The following is a 26,097-nucleotide window of genomic DNA, read 5'->3' on the forward strand; positions in this document are numbered from 1 at the left end:
GAACTTTGGGGACGGGCGACCGTTGGTGGTGGCTGCTAGGATATGCGAGCGTCGGTGCCTGAACTTCGTCTCAGTTCATATTGCTAATACCGCTGAAGACTGCCGAATAAAAATTGGTCCCTAATCTATGGCAAGCTTTCCGCTCGTATTGCGGATCTTTTGAATGTTAGAGCTGAATGGCACACGGCGTCCGAAGAGCGGTTGGAATGTAATATTCAGAGTCGAATGGCTTGTTGAGGCGCGAGAGCGGAGCATTTGATTAAATAGATCTCTGCATTGTAAGAGTCGGTTCCTAGCATATATTATTTAATTCGTAATTTTTGCAATGAGAAGCTCCGAAAGATGGATAGTTTTTGCAATTACATGACGTTTTTCGGTTGTTTATCAGCTAAATTTCATTAGTTCCCTTAAGTAAGAATTCACGAAAAACGAAATAGGCTTTGGCAATGTTGGCTGGCTCAATGCGTGGGGGCCGGATTGCGGGTGCGATGATGTCTGTCGCCAAAGAGAGCCGAACTTATGACCATACGTCTCTGGTTGATCGTTCTTTCGTTGATTTCAAACGTTCTTGCCCTTGCCTTGCCACTCGCGCTTATTCAGGTTTACGACCGAATTCTCGCAAATCAGGCGGTTGGAACGGCATTCGTCATTTTTTCCGCCGTTGCACTGGCCATCTTGCTGGATGGTTTGGTGAAATATGCGCGGGCTTCAATCCTGGGGCGGCTTGCGGCGCAGGCGGAATATGAGCTGTCGTTCAAGACGGCCGAGAAGCTGCTCTCCATTGACGCAAACAGGCTCGGGCAGTTCAGCCCCGGGCGCATTCGCGAGCTTTTTACAGCCATCAACAGGTCCAACGATGTCCTGATAGGGCAATCGACGCTTGCCGTCTTCGATGCGCCCTTTGCGATTACCTTTCTCGTCCTGGTTTGGTTCCTGGGCGGGCCCACCGTGTTCGGGCCGTTGGCGGTGGTCGTTGTCTTTGGGGCTCTGGCACTGTTTTCCGCCTACAGGCAGGCAAAGGCAGGCAAGGCCTTGTTCGAGGCCTCGGCCGATGAAGCTTCACTTATCTTGAATTGCCGCGAACACATTGACCGGCTTATCGCACGCGGGAAGCTGGGTGAATTTGCCGGCAAGTTGCGCCTGCACGAGAAACGCAAGGCGGCAGCCCAGGAGACCTCGGAAAGCAGCCTTGCAGCCTCGCTCAACCTCAGTCAGACCGGAGGTCTGGCGACAACGGTTCTGGTGCTGGGTGTCGGTGCAATGGTCGTGCTTGCCGGTGACATGACGACCGGGGGGCTGGCAGCCTGTCTGATCCTCGGGCAAAGGGGTGTTGCCGGTCTTCTTGGTCTTGTGAATGCCTTTGCCCGGCACCGGGTTTCCGCATCCGCGTTCAAGACCATCCAGGACCTTCTTGCGTTGCCTTCTGCCCACTCTCTTCAGGGCACAGCAGTGGAAAGTGAAGGGAATATTGGTCTGCGATTTGACGTCGAGGGTTGCCGGGTTGTCTGCGAACCCGGACAGTGCCTTGTCGTTCGTCCTTCGAATGGGCAGCAGGCTGCGGCAGTCTTTGGCCAACTGGTACATGCGTTGTCGGAAAATGACGCAGAGGGCACCGGCCCGCTAAAGAAGGCCGAGATTTTCGCGGCAGACGGAAAGTCTGTCTCTGCACTTAAGTGCCGCGTGTCCGTTTGCGATGAAGGGCTCACCGTCTTCAACGGAACGCTGCTGGAAAACATGACGGCCTTTGACAGCGAGGCGACCGGGCGAGCCGTGTGGTTGTCCGAGCAGCTCGGTCTGGCCGACGCGATCGGACGACTGCGCGACGGGCTGGAAACGCGTTTGTCTCCCGGTCTTGGTGTACCGCTGTCAGATGGGCACCTGAAGCGTCTCATGCTGGTTCGAGCTCTGGCAGGTCAACCTCAAGTCCTGTTGCTGAAATCTCCCTCCCTTTTTCTCGACGCGCGCGGCATTGATCAGCTGACCGGTCTTTTGAGGGCCCTTGATGGCAAGGTCACGACCATTGTGTTCGACAACGCCGCAGGGCTGGTCGAGCAGTTCGAAAACTGCGTGGATCTTCCCGTCCCACAAGTGCCGATGACGGAAGCCGCCGCATGAATGTTCAGTCCAAAGTGTCGGGAAGTTCCACAATGACTGCCGGATGGTCGAGCGATGATCCGGTTCAACGCACGGATCTTGAGAACGTCCTGCTGGCCGTTCTGACCGAGCTGGGCTGGCGCCGTTCCAGCGAAGTTCTGGGCGCGGCGATGTCACATGAAACCGGGCTGCAGTCGCTCGATGACGCGGCGATGGTGCTTGATCTTATCGATATCGGCGCGAGCGTTGAAGCGAAGCTGCCCGCCGCATGGCTGAGCGGACTGGACGGTGCCCTGGTCGTAAAGGACAGGGAAGGAGTACATGCGCTCGTCCGGGAGGACACACGCGAATTCTCGACATCTTCCGCAGGCCTCGACCGCGATCAGGTTCGCCGCCGCATGAGGAACGCCGGCAAGCTGCTATTTGTTCATAACCCGGAACACTCCGTCGCGACGGTCCATGCCATTTCGGTGCGCGCGCGGATGCGCAGGGTCGCCATGACGGCGCTGTTTCTGTCGCTCGTGCTCAATGCGCTTGCGCTGTTCATCCCATTCTTTTCGATGGCGATTTTCGACCGGGTTCTGGGGGCACAAGCCTCGGAGAGCCTGATCCCGCTGCTTTCTGGCGCAAGTGTCGTACTTCTTGCCATCGTGATTTTGCGGAGTATGCGGGCGAGAATCCTTGCGGCCGAATATGCGCGTCTGGTCGCGGTAATCCGCCTGATGTCGTTGTCGCGTATTTTGCGCCTGCCTCACGCAATCCGGCACAAGTTGGGTTTCGATCGGCTGCAAGGCAGGTTGCAAACGACGTCGATGGGAGCAGAGGCCTTTGCATCTCAGAACACACCCGCCATCTTTGATGCCCCGTTTGTGCCGCTGTCGATTTTTGCGATTGCTTTTGTCGGCGGCTGGATGGCCATTGTGCCGGCAATTTATCTGACGCTGTTTTTCGCCTTGAGCTGGATCCTGAGCGAAACCAGGCAGAGCCTGGACCCGCAGCTTGAAAATGCAAATCAGAAGCGCGTTGAGGCCCTGACAGAGCTGAGTGCGAAGGCCGCGGTAATCCGGAACATCGATCATGGAAGGTCCTGGTTCACCAAGTTTGTATCCCTTGCCCGGCAGGCGGCTTTCGTGAAGCACCGACAGGCGCAGCGCTCTGCTGCCCTGCAGTCTCTTGCCTATGTTCTTGGAACGGGCGCAGCCCTGACAACGCTTTGCGTCGGTATAGCCCTTGCCATGAACGGCACCATCACGGCAGGCGCACTCATTGGAACAATGTTGCTGACATGGCGCGTCACAGGGCCTTCCCAGGCTTTTTTCCTGGCTATTCCGAGGTTGAAGGCGATCCGTCAGGCAATTATGGGGCTCGAGCAGTCATTTTCCTGGGGAACGCCGCAGGCACAGCCTGCATCGCTCGAAAGGCTGGAGCAAGGCCCGCCGGAAGTCAGCGGGAAGGGCCTTTACCTGAAGTTCGACCAGAGTTCGGAGCCTGCCCTGACAGGCGTTTCGTTCAATTGTGCTCCTGGAACTCTCACGATTGTCATGGGGCCGAACGGCGCTGGAAAGTCGACACTTCTGAAAGTGATCTCCGGCCTTGTTCCTGCCCAGTCAGGGCGCCTGTCAATCAATGGTCGCTCGGTAAGCCAGTATGATCCAGACGACCTGGCGCGATCCACATGCCTTCTTCGGATCGGCGATTATCACGGCGAAACAGATGAAAAGGCCTTTGCGCAGCTGAGGGAAGAATGGCACTCGACTGCAGACAATGATGCAGCGGCAAATTGCCGGTTCATGCTGCTGGACGACAGCACCGGCGCAGCAACGGCGGGAAGCCGGAAGCAACTTCAAGAATTCCTGAAAGCAGCCAGGGGCAAGGCAACGATCTTCCTTGCGACGCACGACACAACCCTGGCCGAACTCGCGGACAACGCACTTATTCTGGACGATGGCGGCATGGCCTATTTCGGTCCTGTGAAGCCCACAAGTCAACCAATCGATCCGCCGGAGGACGCCAGCCGATGAAAGCGACCCATCTGGATAGTCAGTTTGAACTGAATGACGGCAAGGCGGTCAGGCTGACCAACATGGCTGCAGCCGTGATCGGCATCTGCCTGGTGCTGTTCATTGCGTGGGCCGTTGCGACGCCTGTTGATGAAGTTGCCAAGGCACGGGGCGTAATCGAACCGGTCAGCGAAGTGCAGCGCCTGCAGAGCGAACATGGTGGGGCGTTGGCAACACTGGTTGTGCGCAAGGGCGGGACGGTCGCAAAAGGTGACGTCATCGCGATATTCGACAATAGCGAGTTGAAGTCGGAGCTCCGTGAAGCGCAGACAAAATCACTTGCGCTGACGCTTGAGCGTGAGCGGCTGCTGGCGATCGTGGAAACAAGAACCCCTGAGTTCCAGAAAGCTGCCGCTCCTTTCACGGCACCGCCGGATCTTATTGCGGTCAAGAACGGGACGGCCACGGCACCTTCAACAAACCAGCGAACTGTTGAGGAACTCATCAACCGGGAAATGGCCGCTTTTGAGGCGAGGGTCGCCTTCCTGTCCAATGAAAGAGACGTCATCAATCGCCAGATAGCCGAAAAGGCGGCAGATGTCTGGGCAATTGATTCCGAACAACCTGCGATCGAGCGGCAACTCACCGTCGCCCGGGAGGAAACAGAAAGCCTGCGAGACCTGGTGGACCGAGGGCTTGCCGCGCGTCCTCAGCTGGTTGCGGCCGTGCAGGAAGAGGCGAGATATGAGTATGAGCTTTCGACCCTTTCAGGACGGCGCGCCGTTGCTGAAGCGCAGATTTCGGAGCTGCAGGAAAACCTCGAACGCGTCGGATTGAACGAGGCCTCCGAAGCACGCCAGCGGATTGCTGAAATCCACACGGAACACAGTGCGCTGGACGAACAAATGCAGCGGATCCAGAGGCGCTTGTGGTCAACAGAACTGCGCAGCCCGGTGGACGGATTTGTGCAATCGGTTCCCGAGACAATTGTCGGCCGGGTGATCGAACCTGGTGGGCTTGTGGCTGAAATCGTTCCACGGGACGTGGACTTGCGCTTCACGGCACAGTTGCCCCCTCGGGATGTCGGCTTTGTTTCCATAGGTCAGCCTGCCAAACTCAAGGTCGATTCCTTCGATTTCAGTCGCTACGGCTCTCTGACCGGGAAGGTGATCGAGGTTTCGCCAACAACGATCGTTGATGAGCGCGGAACCGCCTACTACGAAGTTCTGGTGTCCGTCCCCGTTACTCATTTTGGTGATGATCCGGGTCGCTATTCGCTTTTGCCGGGCATGACCGGTGAGGCGGATATCCTGACAGGCAAGAAGACAGTCTTCGAATACATCTGGAAGCCGATCTATACGAACCTGGATCTGGCGCTGAGCGAGCGGTAGGAGCACCGTGATGGCCGATCAACCGGACAAGAAAGCCACTTCGCAGGATCAGGGTAGCACGCCGGAGGAGATCAAGGATTCCAGGAAGATCCAGCCAGAAGAAGTTTTTGGATGGACGCCAATCTCGGAAGGAGAGGATACGCCCCCCGCCGAAACACAGTTGCTGGAGAATGAGGAGGAAGGGCGTCCAACGTTAAACGATGAAGCGATAAACAGGCCGTCGCTGCGTCATGCTCCGGCCGATGCGTCAGGTCAGGCTCACAGCGTTGCGCCTGCCACGCCAGCTGCCGGGCAACAGGCTGCACCGAGGAGTACCTACCAGGGTGAACATGCGGCGCCTGCATCAGGTCATCAAACCGATCTCCATCAGTCGCCGGGCGTGTCCCAACCTGGCTTTTCGGTGGGTGCGCCAGACGCCCCTCAAACGCTGCCACACTCTCATCCTTCGGTGGATGTGTCAGCTCTGCCGGACGCTCCTCCAAGGCCTCTTCCGCCGGTCGGTTCGCATACGTCGGTCGGAACACAACCTCCTTCCGGCAGTCAACCTCCTGCGGGAACACTGCCACCTGGCGGAACACAACCACCTGGCGGAACACAACCACCTAGTGGAACACAGCCACCGGCAGGAACTCAACCTCCCGGCGGAACGCAGCAGCCCTCCGTGTTGCTCACTGGGGTGCAGACCTTCACTGGCGGCGCACATCCGCCGGCGACTACCCAGCAAACTCCTGCCCAGATTGCGACCCAGACACCATCTCAGACTTCTGCACAGATCAGCGGCGTCGACACGAGCGTTGCGACGGAAGATCGGAACGTCGTTTCAGGATCATTGGTTGCCGGCGGCAAATTGCAGATCGTCGACCCTGATCCAGGACAGGATCACTTCACCGAGGTCACCGGTCCTGCTGGCGCAGGTGCCTATGGACATTTCGAAATTCACGCCGACGGCCAGTGGATTTACCACGCCGACAACGCCCAGGCGGCCGTCCAGGGGCTGAAGCCAGGTGACACACTGACCGACAGAATTACGGTTCAGAGCGCGGACGGAACGTCTCATCAATTGCGGGTCGTTATCACCGGCACCAACGATGCCCCTGTGTTGAAGGCTGCGACGGCCTCGGCGACGGAGGACGGGAAGTCCGTTACCGGCCAGATGGTGGCAACCGACGTCGATCACGGCGACACTAAGACCTTCGCGGCCGGTCAGGCGGTCGACGGCTTTACCATGAACCAGGATGGTTCCTGGAGCTTCGACCCAAGCCACGCCGCCTATCAGCATCTTGCCGCCGGCCAGACCCAGCAGGTCACAATCCCGGTCACTGTCACCGACCAGGCCGGGGCGACGGATACCCAGAACCTCGTCATCACGGTCACCGGCAGCAATGACGGTCCCGTTGTGTCCGGCCCGGTCGATCTGGGCAGGGGAACGGAAGATCATTCAGTCCAGATCTCTGCGGCACAGCTGCTGGCCCATGCCACAGACATTGATACGGGCGACACCTTGTCGGTGACAGGGCTGAGTGCGGACCACGGAACAATCACCGGCGATGCCGCACACGGCTTCACCTTCACGCCGGACCCGGATTACAACGGCCCGGTCACGCTCAGCTACCAAGTCACCGACGGTCATGGTGGAAGCACCGCCCAGACCGCCTCTCTGACGCTGGCTGCGACTGATGATGCCGCCATCATCACCGGGACTGATACGGGTGATCTCACCGAGGACAAGAATGTCGGACGATCTTCCGTGCATCCGCTCGGCGTAAGCGGCATCCTGACCGTCCACGATCCGGATGGCACAGCCTTCGACCACTTCCAGTCCAACAGCCTGGGCGAACACGCGGTCTCGGATCCCTTCGGTGGTAGCTTGCACATCCTTCGCAGCGGCTGGTGGGGATACGAGGTCGACAATACCCATCCCGCCATCCAGGCCCTCGCGGCGGGTGAGGAAGGCCACGCAATCTACGAAGTGCACTCGGCCGACGGCACCGCGCACCGGATCAATATCACCATCCATGGCACCAATGACGGGCCGGTCCTGAGAGCTGCGACAGCCTCTGCCACGGAGGACGGCAAGTCCGTTACCGGCCAGATGGTGGCAACCGACGTCGATCACGGCGACACAAAGACCTTCTCGGCCGGTCAGGCGGTCGACGGCTTCACCCTGAACCAGGACGGCTCGTGGAGCTTCGACCCAAGCCATGCCGCCTATCAGCACCTTGCCACCGGCCAGACCCAGCAGGTCACGATCCCGGTGACGGTGACCGACCACGCCGGGGCAACGGATACCCAGAACCTCGTCATCACGGTCACCGGCAGCAACGACGGGCCCGTTGTGTCCGGCCCGGTTGATCTCGGCAGAGGAACGGAAGATCATTCCGTCCAGATCTCGGCGGCGCAGCTGCTGGCCCATGCCACCGATATCGACACCGGAGATACGCTCTCCGTGACTGGTCTGTCTGCAAGCCACGGGACCATCACCGGTGATGCCGCGCACGGCTTCACCTTCACGCCGGACCCGGATTACAACGGTCCGGTCACGCTCAGCTACCAGGTCACCGACGGCCACGGCGGCACGGTTCAACAGAGCGCGTCGCTGCAACTCGCGGCAACCGCTGACGCCGCCATCATCACCGGGACTGACACGGGTGATCTCACCGAGGACAAGAATGTCGGACGATCGTCCGTGCATGAGCTCGGTGTAAGCGGCATCCTGACCGTCCACGATCCGGATGGCACGGCCTTCGACCACTTCCAGTCCAACAGCCTGGGCGAACACGCGGTCTCGGACCCCTTCGGCGGCAACTTGCACATTCTCCCCAGCGGATGGTGGGGATACGAGGTCGACAACACCCATCCGGCCGTGCAGGCGCTTGCCGCGGGCGAGGAAGGCCATGCGATCTATGAAGTGCACTCGGCCGACGGCACCGCGCACCGGATCGATATAACCGTCCATGGCACCAATGATGCTCCTGTTCTGAGCGCGGCGACGGCCTCGGCGACGGAGGACGGCAAGTCCGTCACCGGCCAGATGGTGGCAACCGACGTCGATCACGGCGACACAAAGACCTTCTCGGCCGGCCAGCCGGTGGACGGCTTTACCATGAACCAGGACGGGTCCTGGAGCTTCGACCCCAGCCATGCCGCCTATCAGCATCTTGCCGCCGGCCAGACCCAGCAGTTGACGATCCCGGTGACGGTGACCGACCACGCCGGGGCGACCGACACCCAGAACCTCGTCATCACGGTCACCGGCAGCAATGACGGTCCCGTTGTGTCCAGCCCGGTCGATCTCGGCAGAGGGACGGAGGACAAGGCTGTTCTGATCTCTGCGGCGCAGCTTCTCGCCCATGCCACGGACATTGACACGGGAGATGTCCTCTCCGTCTCGAACCTGACCGCGAGCCACGGTACCATCACGGGAGACGTGGCCCACGGCTTCACTTTCATTCCGGATGCCAACTACAACGGTCCGGTGAGCCTTAGCTACCAGGTCACCGATGGTCACGGCGGAAGTGTCTCGCAAACCGCAAGCCTGGTTCTGGGGGCGACACCGGACGCAGCAGTCATCACGGGAACCGACACGGGCTTGGTGACGGAAGACAAGCACGTCACTGGTGGCTTGCTGACGGTGGACGGCACCCTGATGATTGTTGACCCGGATGCGGGCGAGTCGGCGTTTACGCCGGTCGCGGGTGTGGCAGGTGCGGGGACTTATGGCACATTCACGTTGGATGCCCAGGGCCACTGGACGTATACGGCCGACAACAGTCAGGCCGCCGTTCAGGCGCTCCAGGTAGGTGGCACGCCGCTCACGGACACGCTCACAGTCGCCAGTCTTGACGGGACCACCCATGACATCACCGTCACCATTACGGGGACCAACGATGCCCCGGTCCTGATGGCAGCGACAGCCTCGGCTACCGAAGACGGCAGTTCTGTCACAGGACAGATGGTGGCAACGGATATCGACGCCGGAGATACCAAGACCTTCTCCATCGGTCAGCCCATCGACGGCTTCACGATGAACACGGACGGTTCTTGGAATTTCGACCCAAGCCATGCGGCTTACCAGCATCTGGCAGCCGGTCAGACCCAGCAGGTCACCATCCCGGTCGCTGTCACCGACAGCGCCGGGGCAACTGACGCGCAAAGCCTTGTTATCACCGTAACCGGCAGCAACGATGGTCCGGTCCTGACTGCTGCCACCGCATCGGCAGTGGAAGACGGCAAGGTCGTCACGGGACAGATGATCGCCACGGACGTGGATACAGGCGACACGAAGAGCTTCTCGATCAGTCATCCCGTCGATGGTTTCGCGATGAACACCGACGGCTCCTGGACTTTTGATCCGTCTCACGCCGCCTACCAGCATCTGGCGCAAGGCCAGGTCGAACAGCTCACTATCCCGGTGACCGTGACCGACAGAGCTGGTGCCACCGATACGGAAAACCTCGTCATTACCGTGACCGGTACCTACGACGCACCCGCCGTGACGCCATCCGTTGCAGCAGTGCACGGCGTGGGCTCACAACATCTTACCGGAACGTTCAGCGGCGGTGGCCAAGGTGGATGGGGCATCGACAACGGGCATGGCGGTGTCGTCGTTTCGCTTCAAGGCCTCTACGGGACTTTGGTCATTGATCAGCAAACCGGGCACTTCGAGTATCACTATCAACAGAACTCGGGTGTCATAAAGCAGGGTGGAACTTCCACAGCGTCTGGTCAGCACATCGACACCTTCCACATCGTTCAGCAGGGCGCCTCTGCCGGGACTGCGGATGTTCAGGTCCAGATCGATGTTCAAAGCGTTCACGGCAGCAGTGGCCACCATGTCGATCACACGGTGCTGCAAGGCATTACCTTCTCTCCTGTGCCAACCGTTCAGCATGATGCGCCCGATGAGCCAGATATTGACGACATCACCATCGATCTGATGAGTGCCGATCCAGCTCCACCGCCAGACCACGACACGTCTTCCCAAGACGTTGCGGATGCTACAACCGGGCTTGGTCACGTCGAGAGCCAGACCGGTGACACCAATCCGGATGCGCCGCAGCAGCCGCCAATTGAACCTGCTGACGCCGGAGCCGGAAGACTGGCTTCCTATTTCGAGGCAATCGGACAGGATCCGGAGGCGCCTCAGGCTCCACCGGTACACGCAGACCAATTGGGTGCCTATCTTGATGCAGTCGGTGTCGATCCTGCTAGCGCCACGACTTTGAGCGATCTGCCAGACCCAGCGACGCTGCCGGGCGATGATGTGTCAGACCTGGATGATGACGGACAACAGGGTGCGAGTACCGCCGCCCCGGATGACGTTTCTGTTGCCGATTTGCCAGATCCTCTCTTGCCCAATCCAAATGACGATACGAACCAGCACGGGTAGGCGTGTCAGGCCGCCTAAATTCCAATCGGGACTAAAAGATATGTTCAAATTCGGAATTTGCTTCACTGTCGCACTCACCTTTGCAGCGGTTCCCGCTACCGCCGGACAGTGGCGCGCTGTTTTTCCTGCCGGCGAAAGGATGCACAGCAGCTCATGGGCACTCGAAAGGGGATGCGGCCCGAACCAGTTGGCAGGTGCCTCGTGTTCCATCTTCAACGGGCGGTTCGTCCGGGTGTCGGCGCAGCCGTCCAAAGGTGTCGCCTATTGTGGCGAGGCGGCAGGAAAACAGAGAATTGAATACCACACACCGGAACAACCCGACGGGGAATGGGATGCTGTCGTGACGGTGAACGGGACCGATATAAGAGCTATGACAGCCTATAGCTACTTCGGCAAAACACAACCGCCGCGCGGCTTTGTGGTTGCCCTCTTGGGGGAAGACCACTCCGAATACCTGGTGTTCGAAGACGACGGTCAGCGTTGGCTGGAATTCGGCGACAGCCGCTACGACGCGTGCGACTGACCAACAGCCACGTTGAAGACGTTTCGGCCAACGTGAGCAAGGCCACGCAAACTATATCCCTGACCGAGTGGCCGCCTCCTCCTCACGCAGCTTTTTACGAAGTGGAACAAGTCGACCTGCCACGTATCCCTGAATACGCGACCTGTCAGTGGCTGATCATCCAGGGGCGTTTTGAGGGGAACGTCTTGCTGCCGTCGGCCTTGTAGACCGCACTTGAGCGAAAATTGCCTTTCGCGCCGGAGCAGCACGAGCAGCCCGACGGGTGACGTTTTCGGTTTTCCCTCGCACTGTCGGCACGATCCGACTTGGTCGAGAATTTTGGGTTGTGCCGGGAAGTTTCATTGCGCTGATGGGCAGCCCGGTCGCTGGGAGACAGGCCCGACATATGCGGTGCCTGAAGGATCGCGCGTGGGGCTTCCGCCTTGCAGATCGGACATTCGATCGGATCCGCATGGGCGGACATCGGCCGGTTGGCGGAGATGGGACCGCAGGAAGCGCACAGATAATCGTAGGTCGGCATGATTGATCCTGAAAGACGGAAAGCCGGCTCGCCGGCGGAAGGGGTTTGAGACGGGCAGGGCCCGTCTCGTCGTCGCGTCCGGATCAAAGATCCGGGGCAAGCGGAACGTCGACCGATCCGTCAATGAAGGTCTTCGGTCCGTCCGCACCCGGCATCATGTCGAAGTCGAAGATGTCGGTGGGCAACCACAAGGTGGCACAGGCATTCGGAATATCGACCACGCCCGAAATATGTCCCTGCACAGGCGCCGTTCCCAGGATGGCGTAGGCCTGCGCGCCGGAATAGCCGAACTTCTTCATGTACTCGATGGCGTTGAGGCAGGCCATGCGATAGGCAATGTGCACGTCAAGGTAATGCTGTGTGCCGGCCTCATCGACCGAGATGCCTTCGAAGATCAGGTAGTCGTCATATTTCGGCGTGATCGGTGAGGGTTTGAAGATCGGGTTCTTGATCCCGTATTTCGCGACCCCGCCCTTGATCAGGTTGACCCGGATGTGCAGCCAGCCGGCCATTTCGATCGCGCCGCAGAAGGTGATTTCACCGTCGCCCTGGCTGAAATGCAGGTCACCCATGGAGAGACCGGCACCGTCCACATAGACCGGGAAATAGATCTTCGAACCGCGCGACAGATCCTTGATATCGCAGTTGCCGCCATGTTCGCGCGGGGGAACCGTCCGTGCGCCTTCGGCAGCGGCCTTGTCGCGCGCTTCACCCTTGAGCTGTCCCATATGCGCAGACTGGGTGTTCGGCAGGGCGGCAAGTGCCGGAACGCGGTCAGGATCCGTATCGAACAACGATTTTTCGCGAGTGTTCCACATGTCCAGCATCTTGCGGTCCGGCAGGCAGCCGATCAGACCCGGGTGGATCAGGCCGGCATAGCTGACGCCCGGCACATGGCGCGAGCGCGTGAACATGCCTTCGAAATCCCAGATGGATTTCTGGGCTTCCGGGAAATGCTCCGTCAGGAACCCGCCGCCATTCTGCTTGGAGAAGAAGCCGTTGAAGCCCCAGAGCATTTCTTCCTTGGCGCCGATGTCGAGAATGTCGACAACCAGTAGATCGCCCGGCTCGGCTCCTTTGACGCCGATCGGACCGGAGAGGTAGTGCACCTGTTCCAGTTCGACATCGCGCACATCCGCCGCGTCGTCGTTGTTCTTGATCTGCCCGCCGGTCCAGTCATAGGTCTCGATCTTGAAGTCGTCGCCAGGCTCCACCCAGACCGCCATCGGAATATCCGGATGCCAGCGGTTATGGACCTTTTCATTGGTATGCGGGGACTCGCTCAAATCTACCGAAATCAGTGTATCTGCCATGGGGTTCTCCTCTGGATTTGCGCCTGAAAAGCGTGCGCTGTTGAACTGGATGAGCTGGTTAGACGGACAGGAACGCGGAGACTTTTTCCTCGTCGACGTTTGCCCGCGGTTCGTCGTGGACAAGGCGTCCGTTTTCCAGGACGAGCACACGGTCGGCGACGTCGAGGGCGAAGGACAGAACCTGTTCCGACACAACGATGGAAAGTCCGCGCTCGTCGCGGATACGTTTCAGGACGCGGCCCATCTCGCGGATGATCGACGGCTGGATGCCTTCGGTCGGTTCGTCCAGCAGCAGGACCTTCGGGTTGGTCGCCAGCGCGCGGGCAATCGCCAGCTGCTGTTGCTGGCCGCCCGAGAGATTGCCGCCGCGACGGCCCTTCATGTCGAGCAGCACCGGAAACAGCTCGTAGATGTCGCCGGGAACCTTGCTCTGGCCGCTGATGGTCAGGCCGGTTTCGATGTTTTCCTGGACCGTCATGGTCGGAAAGATCATCCGCCCCTGAGGCACGTAAGCGATGCCCCTGGCGACGCGCTCGTAGCTCTTCATGGTGGTGATGTCGACGCCGTCGACCGCGGCAGCGCCGTTGCTGGTGGGCACGATCCCCATCAGGGATTTCATCAGCGTGGTCTTGCCCATGCCGTTGCGGCCCATGATGGCGATGATTTCTCCCGGCGCGACCGTGAAGTCGAGGCCGTGCAGGACTTCGCTCTGGCCGTAGGCAACGTGATACTGTGCAACATTGAGCATGGTCGCCTCCTAGTGGCCGAGATAGACGTCAATGACCTTGGGATCGGCCTGCACCTTTGCCATGGAGCCCTCGGAGAGGATCTTGCCCTGGTGCAGGACGGTGACGCGGTGGGCGATGTCCTCGACAAATTTCATGTCGTGTTCGACAACCATCACCGAACGTCCCTTGGTGATTTCGTTGAGAAGCTTCGCGGTCTGCTTGCGCTCCGAGACGCTCATGCCGGCAACAGGTTCGTCGAGCATCAGGAGTTCCGGGTCCTGGATCAGCAACATGCCGATCTCCAGCCATTGTTTCTGGCCGTGGCTGAGCAGGGCTGCCTGCATGTCCAGAAGCGTGTCGAGGAACACCATTTCGGCAATCTCGCGCACGCGGGTCGTCACCTCCGCATCGCGCTTGAAGGTGAGGGCACCGAAGACACTTCGGCCACGGGGAAAGGAAAGCTCCAGGTTCTCGAAGACCGTCAGGTCCTCATAGATGGACGGGTTCTGGAACTTGCGTCCGACCCCCTCAAGCACGATCTCGTGTTCGCGCAGCTGGGTCAGTTCTTTTTGGCGGAATTTGATCGAGCCGGCGGTCGCCTTGGTGCGGCCGCAGATCAGATCGAGAACCGTTGTCTTGCCCGCGCCGTTCGGTCCGATGATGACGTGGATCTCATTTTCGTCGACGTAAAGGTTCAGGTCGTTCACCGCCTTGAAGCCATCAAAGGAAACAGACAGGTTTTCGATGGACAGCAGGAAGTCGGTGTTGTTGCTGATGGTGTTCATGTGTCTCTCCTACTCGGCTGGCTTTGCGGTTGCGTCGCCGTCAAGGTCGGGGGGAGGGCTGACTGGTTCTAACCTGTTGCCGCTATTGCCCCGTGAAATCAGCCGGTCGACATGCGGTGCCAGGTAGGTGCGATAGAGGCCGGACAATCCGTTCGGGAACACCAGGACAACGGCGATGAAGAGCCCGCCCAGGCCAAAGAGCCACAACTCGGGGAAGGTTTCGGAAAAGGTGGTCTTGGCCCAGTTCACCAGCAGCGTTCCGTAGACCGCGCCGAAGATGGAAAGCCTGCCGCCGACCGCGCAGAAGATGACCATCTCGATGGAAGGAACGATGCCCACGAACGAGGGCGACATGAAGCCGACCTGCAAGGTGAACATGGCGCCGCCGATGGCTGACAGGACCGCGGCAAAACAGAAGACGAAGATCTTGATGTTGGAGACGTCGTAACCGGAAAACCGGACCCGGTCCTCCTTGTCCCTGACGGCGACCAAGAGACGGCCGAGCTTGCTTTTGAGAACGAACTGGCTCAGCAGCAGCACGGCGATCAGAAGACCTCCGTTGACGTAGTAGAGAACGTATTTGGCTTCGTCGGTGCGAATGTCCCATCCCTTCAGGGTCCTGAGATCCGTGATGCCGTTGACGCCGCCGGTGTAGCCCTGCTGTCCGATGATCAGGATCGTCAGGATGGCTGCGATTGCCTGGGTAATGATGGCGAAATAGACACCGCCAACCCTTCGCTTGAACATCGCCGCACCGATAACAAAGGCGAACAGCGCGGGAAGGACGATGATGGCCAGCAGTGTGAAGGTCAGGCTGTTGAAGGGTTCCCAGAACCAGGGCAGGGACGTGATCTGGTTCCAGTCCATGAAGTCGGGAATGCCTGGGGTGGACTGGATCGCGGTCGCTTCCGGCGTGGAGGCCTCCAGCTTCAGGTACATGGCCATGCAATAGCCGCCCAGGCCGAAGAAGACGCCTTGCCCAAGGCTCAGGATACCGCCCTTGCCCCAGCACAGCACCAGCCCGATAGCGACGAAGGCATAGGTCAGGTATTTGCCGAACAGGTTGAGACGGAAGATGTCCATCGACAGGGGCATCAAGACGAAGATCAGCGCGGCCACGACCAGCAGTCCGATCAGTTCCTGTCGAGACAGCAGGGATTTCACATGTGTCATCGGAACCTCCTCAGCGACGGATTTTCAGGGAGAAGAGACCTTCGGGGCGCAGCATCAGGATCCCGACGACGGTCAGCAGGGTGAGGACCTTCGCCATGGAGCCGGAAAGGAAGAACTCCATGGTGGACTGGGCCTGACTGATGGCGAAGGAAGAGGCGATCGTGCCGAGCAGGCTTGCTGCCCCGCCGAAAACGACGATCAGGAAGGTGTCGACGATATAAAGCTGCCCCGCGGTAGGCCCGGTCGAGCCGATCATGGTGAAGGCGCTGCCGGCGATGCCCGCAATGCCGCAGCCGAGCGCGAAAGTGTGCCGGTCGACCTTTTCGGTGTTGATGCCGACGGCGCCGGCCATGACGCGGTTCTGGACCACAGCGCGGGTCTGCATGCCCATGCGGGAGCGGAACAGGATGAAATAGACGCCGATGGCGATGACCAGGGTCAGAACCATAACGAAGATGCCGTTTATCGGGATTTCGATGATGTCTGTCAGCGGTACGGACCCAAGCAGCCAGTTCGGCAGGCTGACGCCGACCTCACGCGCTCCGAAGATCGACCGGTAGGCCTGCTGCAGGATGAGGCTCAGGCCCCAGGTAGCCAGCAGGGTATCCAGCGGACGCTTGTAGAGATGCCTTATGAGCGACCATTCGACGAGTGCCCCGAGTGCACCCGCAGCGACGAAGGCCAATGCCATGGCGAAGAAGAAGTAGATGCCGAACAGGGACGGGACATAGGTCTCTACGAAATTGGAGCAAAGATAGGTGACATAGGCGCCCAGGATCATGAACTCGCCATGAGCCATGTTGATGACGCCCATCTGGCCGAAAATGATTGCAAGACCCAGGGCCATGAGGACGAAAACGGAAAACAGGATCAGTCCGGCAAAACCCTGCATGGCGAATATGGACCCGAGTTCCGTCCATGAATAATCGGCGAACATTGCGCGCGTCTCCATGCTGCGGGGTCAAGGCGGAACGCCTGTTCCCCTGCTGCGAATAAGGGTTTGAAACGAAGGGGACGGGCGCTGCGCAGGCTGCCTCCACGCAGCGCCCCGGTTATGCCCGCTTTCTGGAAGGGCGTTTCCATCCCTGGGGGAACTGTCGGAGGCTTATTGGTAGCCTTCCGGGAACGGATCCGGCTCCATCAGATCGGCCGTCTCGTAAACCAGCTCGTACTGGCCGTCCGGCTTGGCAAGGCCGATGCGGGTCTTGGACCACAGGTGGTGGTTTTCATGGACGCGGACATAGCCTTCCGGCGCGGTGGTGAGTTCGATGCCTGGGGAGGCAAGACGCACCTTGTCGATGTCGAAGCTGCCGGCTTTTTCAACCGCGGCCTTCCAGAGCCAGGGGCCGAGATAGGCGGCCTGGGTTACGTCGCCGATAACGATGTCGTCCCCCCACATTTCCTTGAAGGACTTGACGAATTCGGCGTTGTTCTCATTGTCGAGAGACTGGAAGTACTTCATCGCGGCATAAGCGCCTTCGATGTTCTCGCCGCCGATGCCGCGGATTTCATCCTCGGTCACGGAGATGGTCAGAAGAACCGGCTTCTCCTTGGTCATGTCGATGCCGGCAGCCTTCAGCTGCTTGTAGAAGGCAACGTTGGAACCACCCACGACGATGGCGTAGATCACGTCCGGCTTCTTCAGCTTGATCTTGTTGATCACTGAGTTGAACTGGGTGTGGCCGAGCGGATAGTACTCTTCGCCGACGACCTCCAGGCCAAGCTTTTCGATGTGCTTGCGGGCGATCTTGTTGGACGTCCGCGGCCAGATATAGTCTGAACCAAGCAGGTAGAAGCTCTTGGCGCCTTTTTCCTTGGCGACCCAGTCGATGCCGGCGATGATTTGCTGGGTGGCTTCCTGGCCGGTGTAGATCACGTTGGGGGACTGCTCCAGGCCTTCATAGAAGGTCGGATAGTAGAGCATGCCATTATACTGCTCGAAGACGGGCAGAACGGCCTTGCGCGACGCGGATGTCCAGCATCCGAAAACAGCCGCGACCTTGTCGTTGACCAGCAACTTTTTCGCCTTTTCGGCAAAGGTCGGCCAGTCGGATGCGCCATCTTCCTGGATGTATTCGATCTTGCGTCCAAGCACGCCGCCCATGGCGTTGATCTGGTCGATGGCGAGCTTTTCCGCCTGCACCGACCCGGTCTCGGAAATCGCCATGGTTCCGGTGACGGAGTGCAGGATGCCGACCTTCACGGTGTCTTCGGTTACCGCAAGGCCAGTCGTGTTGGCGTCGTCGGCGATGGCAGGTGCAAATGTGCTGGCGGTGGCCAGCATTGCCGCGGCTGCCGTGCCTGACAGCACGGACCGGCGAGACAGCCGGTGGTCAATCAAGTCTTTCAGACGTTTCATTCTCTGGACCCCTCTGAGGTTGAGGTTGAAGCAGAGCGCCGTGAAGCTCCTCCGCATGCATCCAAGGCTCGTCTGGAATTGTGCACTGCCGCAATGCGTCAGTTGCTGTGGGTTATTTGACTTATTTCTCCGCACCGCCGCATGTGAAAGACTTCCATGTTTGGAATAAATTCATAGTCCAAAAATCTGAAATTCGATCTTAAGGTAAGTTGTCATTCGTATTTTTTGAATTCGAATGACTTGTATTGATGGGAATATTGAAATTTTTTAATATTTTTTGAATGAGGCATAGAAATTGCTAGGAAGTTCGTCGATCGGCGGTTGTTGATCAATTCGAGGGGGAGGTCGCAAATCTTGAACAAAAATGTGCATGAAAAATAGATGCGATGCACAATGAGTGGGCTGGCGCGCCGGTTCCGGCGGGCGGGATGGTGATGGGCAATGGGTAGTCATCAGCGGGTTGTACGCCTGCGGAGAACATACAATCAGTGGGTCGCAAATCAGACCCTGGAGGACTTTGCGCTCCGTTTCACCGCCAAAAGCGCCCGCCGCTGGTCTCCGGTCTGGGTTGCCAACACCGCACTGGGCGCAATTTCCTTCCTGGCCCTTGAGGCGATCGGGGCTGCCGTCACCTACAACTACGGTTTCACGAATGCCGTCTCGTCGATTGGCGTCGTCTGCCTGCTCATCTTCATTACCGGCCTTCCGATTGCCTACCATGCCGTGAAATACGGCGTGGATATCGACCTGCTCACCCGCGGAGCCGGGTTCGGTTATATCGGCTCGACAGTGACCTCGCTGATCTACGCAAGTTTCACCTTCATCTTCTTCGCCCTCGAGGCGGCCATCATGGCAACGGCGCTGGAGCTGTTCCTCGGTGTGCCGCTCAACATCGGCTACCTTCTGTGCACGCTTGTGGTCATTCCGCTGGTGATCTACGGCATCACCCTGATCAGCCGGCTGCAGATCTACACCCAGCCGCTCTGGATCGTGTTGCAGATCCTGCCGTTTGCTTTCCTGGCCTGGCAGGGCGTTGCCCCACTGGACGATTGGCAGAACTTCTCCGGCCGGCTGGGCGACGAGGGCGGCCAGTTCAGCCTCCTGCTATTCGGTGCTTCAAGCGCCGTTCTGTTCTCGCTGATCGCACAGATCGGCGAACAGGTCGATTTCCTGCGCTTTTTGCCGCGTCAACGGCGCGGGCACAGGCTGAAATGGTGGTTCGCCCTTCTGGCGGCAGGTCCTGGCTGGATCCTTATCGGCGCGGTGAAACTGCTGCTGGGGTCGTTCCTGGTGGTTCTGGCCCTGCAGAGCGGCCTCAGCCCGGACAAGGCAATCGAACCGACGCACATGTATCTGGTCGCCTTCACCAAGGCCACGACGCCGGAAGTGGCAGTCGCCCTGACAGGGCTCTTCGTGATTGTCTGCCAGGTCAAGATCAACGTGACCAACTCCTACGCCGGCTCCATTGCCTGGTCGAACTTCTTCTCCCGTCTCACCCACAGCCACCCGGGCCGGGTGGTGTGGCTGGTCTTCAATGTGTCGATTGCACTCGCGCTCATGGAGCTTGGTGTCTACAAGGCGCTGGAACGCACGCTCGGTCTTTATTCCGTGGTTGCCGTTGCCTGGATCGGCGCGATCTTTGCCGATCTTGTCATCAACAAGCCGCTTGGGCTCAGCCCGAAACATATCGAGTTCAAGCGTGCCCATCTGTACGACATCAATCCGGTTGGCCTTGGCTCTATGGGCGCGGCGAGCCTGATCGCCCTCATTGCCTATTCCGGGGTGTTCGGCCAGACCGCTCATGCGCTGGCAAGCTACATTGCTCTGTTTACCGCCATTCTCCTTGCCCCGCTGATCGCCTATGCGACCGGCGGCAAATATTATATCGCCCGTGAACCGGTACGGGCTGTAACCCCCGACGGCGAACGTCCCCCCGACATTCAATGCTGTATTTGCGAGCATACGTTCGAGCATGAGGACATGGCGCATTGCCCGGTCTATTCGGGGCCGATCTGCTCGCTATGCTGCTCACTCGATGCGCGCTGCGAGGATGACTGCAAACAGGAAGCACGCATCGGCGACCAGGTCACTGTTCTGCTTCATTCGATCCTTCCGGACCGGATCGCCGGCTGGATGAGCTCCCGGATCGGGCTTTATTTCAGTGTCATGATCCTGATTACCGCTTCGCTCGGAGCGATCCTGTCGCTTGTCTATGTCGAGGCGGAAACCATTTCGCCGGGGGCAGGCAGCGAAGGGGTCGGCAGGGCGCTGACCCAGGTCTTCTTCATTCTGCTGGTCACCTCGGGTGTCATGGCCTGGCTGTTCGTTCTTGTCCACGAAAGCCGGAAGTTCGCCAATGAGGAAACAAGGCGCCAGACCAGCCTTTTGATGAAGGAAATCCGCGCCCACAAACGCACCGACGCCAAGCTGCAGAAAGCCAAGGAAGCCGCGGAGGCCGCCAACGAAGCAAAGAGCCGTTATGTGGTCGGCATCAGCCACGAACTGCGCTCGCCGCTAAATGCGATCTCCGGCTACGCTCAGCTGATGCGCAAGGACCCGGCAATCCCCGCCCACAGACGAGACGCCGTGAAGGTGATCCAGCATTCGGCCGATCACCTGGCCGGGCTGATCGAGGGCCTGCTGGACATCTCCAAGATCGAGGCCGGGCATCTCACCATCTACCGGGAACGGTTCAACCTGCATGAATTCCTGGCGCAGACCGTCGACATGTTCCGCCTTCAGACCGACGCCAAGGAATTGCGCTTTCTGTTCGAGCATGCGGAAAACCTTCCGGTGTTCGTGTTCGGTGACGAGAAGCGCTTGCGGCAGGTGCTGATCAACCTGTTGTCGAACGCCATCAAATGGACAGACACAGGCAGCGTCAAACTGAAGGTGTCCTATCACAGCCAGGTTGCCGAATTTGCAGTGGTCGATACCGGCATCGGCATCGCTCCGGAAAATCTCGAGCGGATCTTCAATCCGTTCGAACGCATAGAGGAAGACGGCAAGGAGGCCGTTCCGGGGACGGGGCTCGGTCTGACGATCACCAAACTCCTGAGTGAGGTGATGGGCGGCGACATCCAGGTTTCAAGCACGGTTGGTGCCGGCAGCACGTTCAAGGTCCGCATGCTTTTGAGCGCCGCGGAAGCGCCGATCCAGGCGGGGCGGGCGGAAAAACGCATTCGCGGGTATCACGGTCCGATCCAGACGATCATGGTGGTGGATGACGATCCCGCCCAAAGAGCGCTGGTCAGGGATTTCCTGTCGCCGCTCGGTTTCAAGGTTCTTGCAGCTGCAAGCGGCCGCTCGTGTCTGGCGATGGTACAGGACGAACGTCCCGATGCCTTTCTGCTCGACATAAGCATGCCGGGCATGAGTGGCTGGGACCTTGCCCGCAAGCTGCGGGAAAGCGGATTTGGCGATGCGGTCATCATCATGATTTCGGCCAATGCGGATGACAGCGGCCGGGACCCGGTGCACCGGATCTATCATGACGATTACCTGGTGAAGCCCGTGAGGCTGCAGGAATTGCAGGACAAGCTTCAGCTGGCATTGAAACTCGTCTGGCGCACGGACGACCCTGCGGCAGCGCCGCCGGCAGAGGGACTGCGATCGTCGGGCAGGGCGATATTCGAGAAGGCCTGTCTGCCGTCGGAAGAGAGCCTCGGGATTTTGAAACAGCTGAGCGACATCGGCTATGTGCGTGGAATCAAGGCAAAACTCGACGACATCGAGGCGCATGAGCCGCATGCGGCGGACTTTGTCCATCACATGCGGCGTCTCATCAAGGAATTCGATCTCACCCAATACGACAAGCTTCTGGAAAGGCTCGGACATGATCATGAGTGCTCCTAGTCAGGCCGAGACGGTGCTGCTGGTCGATGACACGCCTTCTTCCCTGGGCATGCTTTCGGACGCCCTGGAGGAAGCCGGTTTCACAGTTCTGGTGGCCCAAAGCGGTCGAAAGGCGATAGAAATCGCAGCCCGCGTGATCCCCAATGCGATCCTCATGGACGCGATCATGCCGGAGCTCGACGGTTTCGAAACCAGCAAGCGCCTGAAGGCGCTGGAAGACCTTCGGGATGTGCCGGTTCTCTTCATGACCGGACTGAGCGAGACGGAACATATTGTCAGGGGCCTGGAATCAGGTGGCGTCGACTATGTCACCAAGCCGGTCAACCCGGACGAACTGATCGCCCGTCTGCGCGTGCATATTTCCAACGCCCGAAATTCGCGCAGCGCCCATGTCGCACTTGATGCATCCGGTCGTTACTTGATGTCGGTCGACCTCTCGGGCGCCGTATGCTGGGCGACACCGCAGGCTTCTGCACTGCTTGGTACGGGCACGGCCGAGGACGCAGCCGCTGCCGGGCAGTTGCCGGAAGCCGCCGTCGACTGGCTGCGCCACTACCTGCTGCCACAGGGAAAGGCTGCCCAGAAGGAAGAGGACATTGTTGCCCGCATCAAGGGACGGGAGTTGCGGTTCACTTATGCCGGCAACATCAGTGCGGGTGAGCATCTGCTGCGCGTGTCGGATGTCTCGGACAGCGTGCCTTCCGAAATCCTGAAGGATGCCTTCGACCTGACGGAACGCGAAGCCGAAGTCCTGATCTGGATTGCCAACGGCAAGTCCAACAAGGAAATCGCCTCCATTCTGGACATGAGCCCGCGCACGGTGAACAAGCATCTGGACCGGATCTTCGGCAAGCTGGGAGTTGAAAACCGGACCTCGGCCGCGGTTGTTTCACTGAGACGAATCCTGGAAGGCTGAACTCGGCTCGCAAGAAAGTCTTGCTGGAGGATGCATCGCGTCGCTTTTCACCTGGTGTCTGGCGGTGGTTGGCAGAAACGGGTCAACTAGGTGAAGGCGCCTCATTTGTTCAGCAACTGGGGGAAGAGCTTCTTCCAGTTTCGATCGGACGGGAAAATGGGCGGGCCACTGTCTCCCTGGCTCAGGCCATGCCGCGCTGTATTGGCGACGTCGGGGACTTGGAGGCGCTTGCCGAAGCACTGGGGCTCGACAAGACTGAGCCGGCCCTTGGGCCGCAGGAAGCGGTTGTGGTCTCCACGGGTGCGGCGCATATGCTCGTCAGGCTCGTTTCGCGCGACGAAGTTGATCGTGCGGAGCCTGACGCCTCCATGCTTCTTCCGTTGTTGGAGCGTGCCGGTGCGCAAGGATGTTATGTTTTCACGACATCCGGTGAACAGAGAGGGGAAGCCTATGCCCGCTTCTTCAATCCAACGGTAGGCATTCGGGAAGACCCGGCAACAGGAAGTGCCGCAGGCCCACTGGGGTGGCTATTGGCCAACCGCAGCGGTGCTGGAGGACAAGAAACGTTCACGGTCGTACAGGGAGTTTCTATGGGTAGGGAAAGCCATATTCGGCTTCTCGTGCGCCCCGACGCTGTTGAGCTGACCGGTTCCGCTGTGCTCACTGCAACGGGCCAATTGCATCTCTAGCTTTTGGAGCGGGCTCAGACCCGACCTCTGCTGATCGGTGCTCAGTCCAGGATTTCCGTCGCGAGCCGGGTGCCGAGAAGCTCATCTTCAACCAGGATGTAGATTTCCTTGGGGGGCGTATTGAGAGAATGGACCATCAGGCCTGGATCGATACCCATCTCGATCAGGTATTCCATCGTTTCCCCCTGGCCGTACTGAATCTCTTCCACCGCCAGGAAAACAGGCATGTAGCCGGGGGTGTCATAGTAGTGCTGATGCATGCCTACGGCAGCATCCTTGGAGGCTGAACGATTGACACCGGCTGCAAAGATGTAAGGACACGACGAAAGGCACACCAGACCAGGCAGCATGGCGGTATCCAGCTCAGCTGCACGCAGGCTACGACCAATTTCAAATGCCTCACTCACATTGCCACCGGGGCTATGGAGTGAAACCACTTTGGGGGCTTCTTCCAGGCTGGCCAGGAAGCTCGTAAAGCGTTCGGCGTCTCCAGACGAGATCCGGCCCTTCAGGAAAATCGCTTCCCCCAATTCGCCCCTGTCGATCACTTCAAACTGAAGCCTGGGAGGCATGTCACCCGGAATTTTGACAGTCGACGGGGCGGGTGTCCGCATGAAGTCGGGAAAGCTTCGAGATGGATCGTAGTGTCTCACCTGATCGCCGGGTGTCGTGGGTCCGGAAGGCAGTGCGTCGTTGCCGCCAGCCCCCGGGGTCCATCGAGCCTGCAGATGCGAGAGCACCAACAAGGCTGCCAGGATCGCCTGGGCGACCAAAACCCACTTCAGGCTGCGCTGGATGGTTATCCGCGACGTATCAAGGCGCTCGGAAAACACGTCGTGCTACTCCGCAGCATTCAGGTTTGCGGGTTCGGAAGTTTCTGCATTAGCGACACGGCGCAAGACTTCCTTGTCTGCCGCCCCCATCGAAGCCTCGACATCCTTCATTGCATTGATTGCTGCCTTGAGGTCTGCGAGCGTCAGGGTTTCCTCGATGCTTAGCCCATCCCGGCCACTACGGATCGATGCCTGGGTGATTGCGACCACAAAGACCAGAACGGCGGGCAGGAGGTCGATCGCGATAGCACCAGCCCATGAGGGGACAAAGTTGCCTGCGTACCTGATCACAGCGTCGGCGCTTGAGATCGGATTATAGGCCGTCTCCTGTGGTGGCTCCAACGCCAGCACTTCATCGGCTGCGCGCCGCAGGGTCTGGCTGCGTTGGTCGAGGGCGTTCAATACGGATGCGATGGTGCTTGATTGAGCGTCCCGAACGCTGCTGTTTCGACCATCAAGTTCGGGAAGTACAACAGATGCAGGCAAGTCCTCGGCTGCTCGAGCAACGAGCGGTGCAACGGAGTACTGGTTCAGGTTTGCAATAACGCCGGCAAGACGCACACTTTCCTCCGAAAACGCGACCGACCTTTGTTCAACCGGGCCGGGGGCAACCGTCAGAGCTCGCATGCGCCCAAGGATTTCGTTGCCCCGGGCAAAGGCAGAGTCAATCAGTGGCTTTTGTTCTGAAATCTGCTCCTCAAGGTTCTGGAGCTCTTCTGTTTTTTGCGTCAGAACTCGAAAGACTGCGCCTTCACCTGCTGTGCCTGAGAGCTCGCCGGAGCGTTCCTGTTGGGCGAGTGCTTCGAATGCTTCCTTGGCACGTTGAACCTCGCGACCGAGAGCCTGGCCCGAAAGGGCGATCTCATGTGCCTGCTCCAAAGCCGCCTGGTAATCACGGACTGTCGTATCCAGGTGTTGTTCGACAGCCGCCGATCCCGCAAGCGCGGCAGCGTTGAGCCAGCTCGACATGGCAATGATTGCAGCCGACCCCACAAGCATTGAAACAGAAAGCCCGATAAAACCCGCCGCACTGCGCATCGCGGGCATGAGCCGAAGCATGTAGCTCCAGAATACGAAAATTCCGACTGATACGGCGACGGAATAGGCCACCGCCGCGAAGAAACTCATCGCGCCCGTATCCTCCAGCAGAGAGGACACACCCAGGTAGGTGTAGATACCGGAAGCGATTGCCAGAACGCCGAGCGCCGCAGGTGTGAAGGTTTCAAGCCAAGCAAGATGAGCTTCAAGCTCCTTGGCAGTGCGAAGGCCTTTTGCTTCCGCAGCAGTCAATTTCGTCTGGCTCTCATTCATCGCATTTCCTCACAAGCTCGCAAGCAGCTTAGCTAGGGCTTTACCCCATAAAACCAAGCATTGCGGCGTTATTCCGGCAATGGAGCGCGAGGAAAAGCCTTGAAGGCCCATGCGCCATCGCGTTGCAGAAAACAGTCTTCAGATTGGCTTTTGATGAGCGCTTGGAATACACCCGAAACGAGGACTGTAGAGCGCCAGAAATGGCCTTACTATTCAAG

At 59.2% G+C, this 26,097-nt stretch carries 17 protein-coding genes; 8 read left to right on the plus strand and 9 right to left on the minus strand.

Features of this window, described 5'->3' with window-relative positions:
* The first annotated feature begins 519 nt into the window (after nt 1-519).
* From J7447_RS02345 to J7447_RS02365, 5 genes are all read left to right on the plus strand, one after another.
* Complete coding sequence (locus J7447_RS02345; RefSeq protein WP_209168628.1) at nt 520-2,115, plus strand: hypothetical protein; 1,596 nt, start codon at nt 520-522, stop codon at nt 2,113-2,115.
* Between the two features lie 32 nt (nt 2,116-2,147).
* Nucleotides 2,148-4,115: an ATP-binding cassette domain-containing protein gene (locus J7447_RS02350; protein WP_209168629.1), complete on the plus strand. Its 1,968-nt coding sequence runs from the start codon at nt 2,148-2,150 to the stop codon at nt 4,113-4,115.
* The gene (locus tag J7447_RS02355) at nt 4,112-5,485 is read left to right on the plus strand and encodes an HlyD family type I secretion periplasmic adaptor subunit (protein ID WP_023001593.1); all 1,374 of its coding nucleotides are present in this window, start codon (nt 4,112-4,114) and stop codon (nt 5,483-5,485) included. Before J7447_RS02350 ends, J7447_RS02355 begins: the two co-directional genes overlap by 4 nt.
* A 661-nt stretch (nt 5,486-6,146) precedes the next feature.
* The gene (locus J7447_RS02360; protein WP_209168630.1) at nt 6,147-10,874 is read left to right on the plus strand and encodes a VCBS domain-containing protein; all 4,728 of its coding nucleotides are present in this window, start codon (nt 6,147-6,149) and stop codon (nt 10,872-10,874) included.
* A gap of 139 nt (nt 10,875-11,013) precedes the next feature.
* The gene (locus tag J7447_RS02365; protein ID WP_168685764.1) at nt 11,014-11,397 is read left to right on the plus strand and encodes a hypothetical protein; all 384 of its coding nucleotides are present in this window, start codon (nt 11,014-11,016) and stop codon (nt 11,395-11,397) included.
* A gap of 145 nt (nt 11,398-11,542) precedes the next feature.
* Here the strand turns inward: J7447_RS02365 and J7447_RS02370 are convergent, their stop codons facing one another.
* From J7447_RS02370 to urtA, 7 genes are all read right to left on the minus strand, one after another.
* On the minus strand, nt 11,543-11,917 hold the full coding sequence (locus tag J7447_RS02370) for an FmdB family zinc ribbon protein (protein ID WP_209168631.1): 375 nt from the start codon (nt 11,915-11,917) through the stop codon (nt 11,543-11,545).
* 83 nt (nt 11,918-12,000) lie between these two features.
* The gene (gene fmdA / locus J7447_RS02375; RefSeq protein WP_055658422.1) at nt 12,001-13,230 is read right to left on the minus strand and encodes a formamidase; all 1,230 of its coding nucleotides are present in this window, start codon (nt 13,228-13,230) and stop codon (nt 12,001-12,003) included.
* Between the two features lie 58 nt (nt 13,231-13,288).
* Entirely contained in the window at nt 13,289-13,978 is a 690-nt protein-coding gene (gene urtE, locus J7447_RS02380) for an urea ABC transporter ATP-binding subunit UrtE (protein ID WP_209168632.1), read from the minus strand.
* Nucleotides 13,979-13,987: 9 nt separating this feature from the next.
* Nucleotides 13,988-14,743: an urea ABC transporter ATP-binding protein UrtD gene (urtD, locus tag J7447_RS02385; protein ID WP_022999885.1), complete on the minus strand. Its 756-nt coding sequence runs from the start codon at nt 14,741-14,743 to the stop codon at nt 13,988-13,990.
* Between the two features lie 9 nt (nt 14,744-14,752).
* On the minus strand, nt 14,753-15,916 hold the full coding sequence (urtC, locus tag J7447_RS02390) for an urea ABC transporter permease subunit UrtC (RefSeq protein ID WP_062489740.1): 1,164 nt from the start codon (nt 15,914-15,916) through the stop codon (nt 14,753-14,755).
* 10 nt (nt 15,917-15,926) lie between these two features.
* Nucleotides 15,927-16,853, minus strand: coding sequence for an urea ABC transporter permease subunit UrtB (gene urtB / locus J7447_RS02395; protein WP_031268940.1), 927 nt, complete (start codon nt 16,851-16,853; stop codon nt 15,927-15,929).
* Nucleotides 16,854-17,021: 168 nt separating this feature from the next.
* Nucleotides 17,022-18,200 (minus strand): urea ABC transporter substrate-binding protein, encoded by a 1,179-nt coding sequence (gene urtA, locus J7447_RS02400; RefSeq protein ID WP_208984573.1) that lies wholly within the window; start codon nt 18,198-18,200, stop codon nt 17,022-17,024.
* A 516-nt stretch (nt 18,201-18,716) separates the two neighbouring features.
* Here urtA and J7447_RS02405 point away from each other — a divergent pair.
* The 3 genes from J7447_RS02405 (at nt 18,717) to J7447_RS02415 (ending at nt 23,735) form a co-directional block, all read left to right on the plus strand.
* Entirely contained in the window at nt 18,717-22,130 is a 3,414-nt protein-coding gene (locus tag J7447_RS02405; RefSeq protein ID WP_209168633.1) for an ATP-binding protein, read from the plus strand.
* Nucleotides 22,117-23,046 carry a DNA-binding response regulator gene (locus J7447_RS02410; RefSeq protein WP_035908266.1) on the plus strand — a complete coding sequence of 310 codons (930 nt, stop codon included), beginning with the start codon at nt 22,117-22,119 and terminating at the stop codon, nt 23,044-23,046. Before J7447_RS02405 ends, J7447_RS02410 begins: the two co-directional genes overlap by 14 nt.
* Before the next feature lie 68 nt (nt 23,047-23,114).
* Nucleotides 23,115-23,735, plus strand: a complete 621-nt coding sequence (locus tag J7447_RS02415) for a PhzF family phenazine biosynthesis isomerase (RefSeq protein WP_286189026.1) — start codon at nt 23,115-23,117, stop codon at nt 23,733-23,735.
* A gap of 41 nt (nt 23,736-23,776) precedes the next feature.
* Here J7447_RS02415 and J7447_RS02420 read toward each other — a convergent pair whose 3' ends face one another.
* Both J7447_RS02420 and J7447_RS02425 read right to left on the minus strand, forming a co-directional pair.
* Nucleotides 23,777-24,568 carry a hypothetical protein gene (locus J7447_RS02420; protein ID WP_209168635.1) on the minus strand — a complete coding sequence of 264 codons (792 nt, stop codon included), beginning with the start codon at nt 24,566-24,568 and terminating at the stop codon, nt 23,777-23,779.
* A gap of 6 nt (nt 24,569-24,574) precedes the next feature.
* A complete protein-coding gene (locus tag J7447_RS02425) occupies nt 24,575-25,879 on the minus strand; it encodes a hypothetical protein (RefSeq protein WP_055658446.1) in 1,305 nt (434 codons plus the stop codon).
* Nucleotides 25,880-26,097 lie beyond the last annotated feature (218 nt).

Source organism: Labrenzia sp. R5_0 (assembly GCF_017743835.1).
Taxonomy (GTDB): Bacteria; Pseudomonadota; Alphaproteobacteria; order Rhizobiales; family Stappiaceae; genus Roseibium; species Roseibium algicola.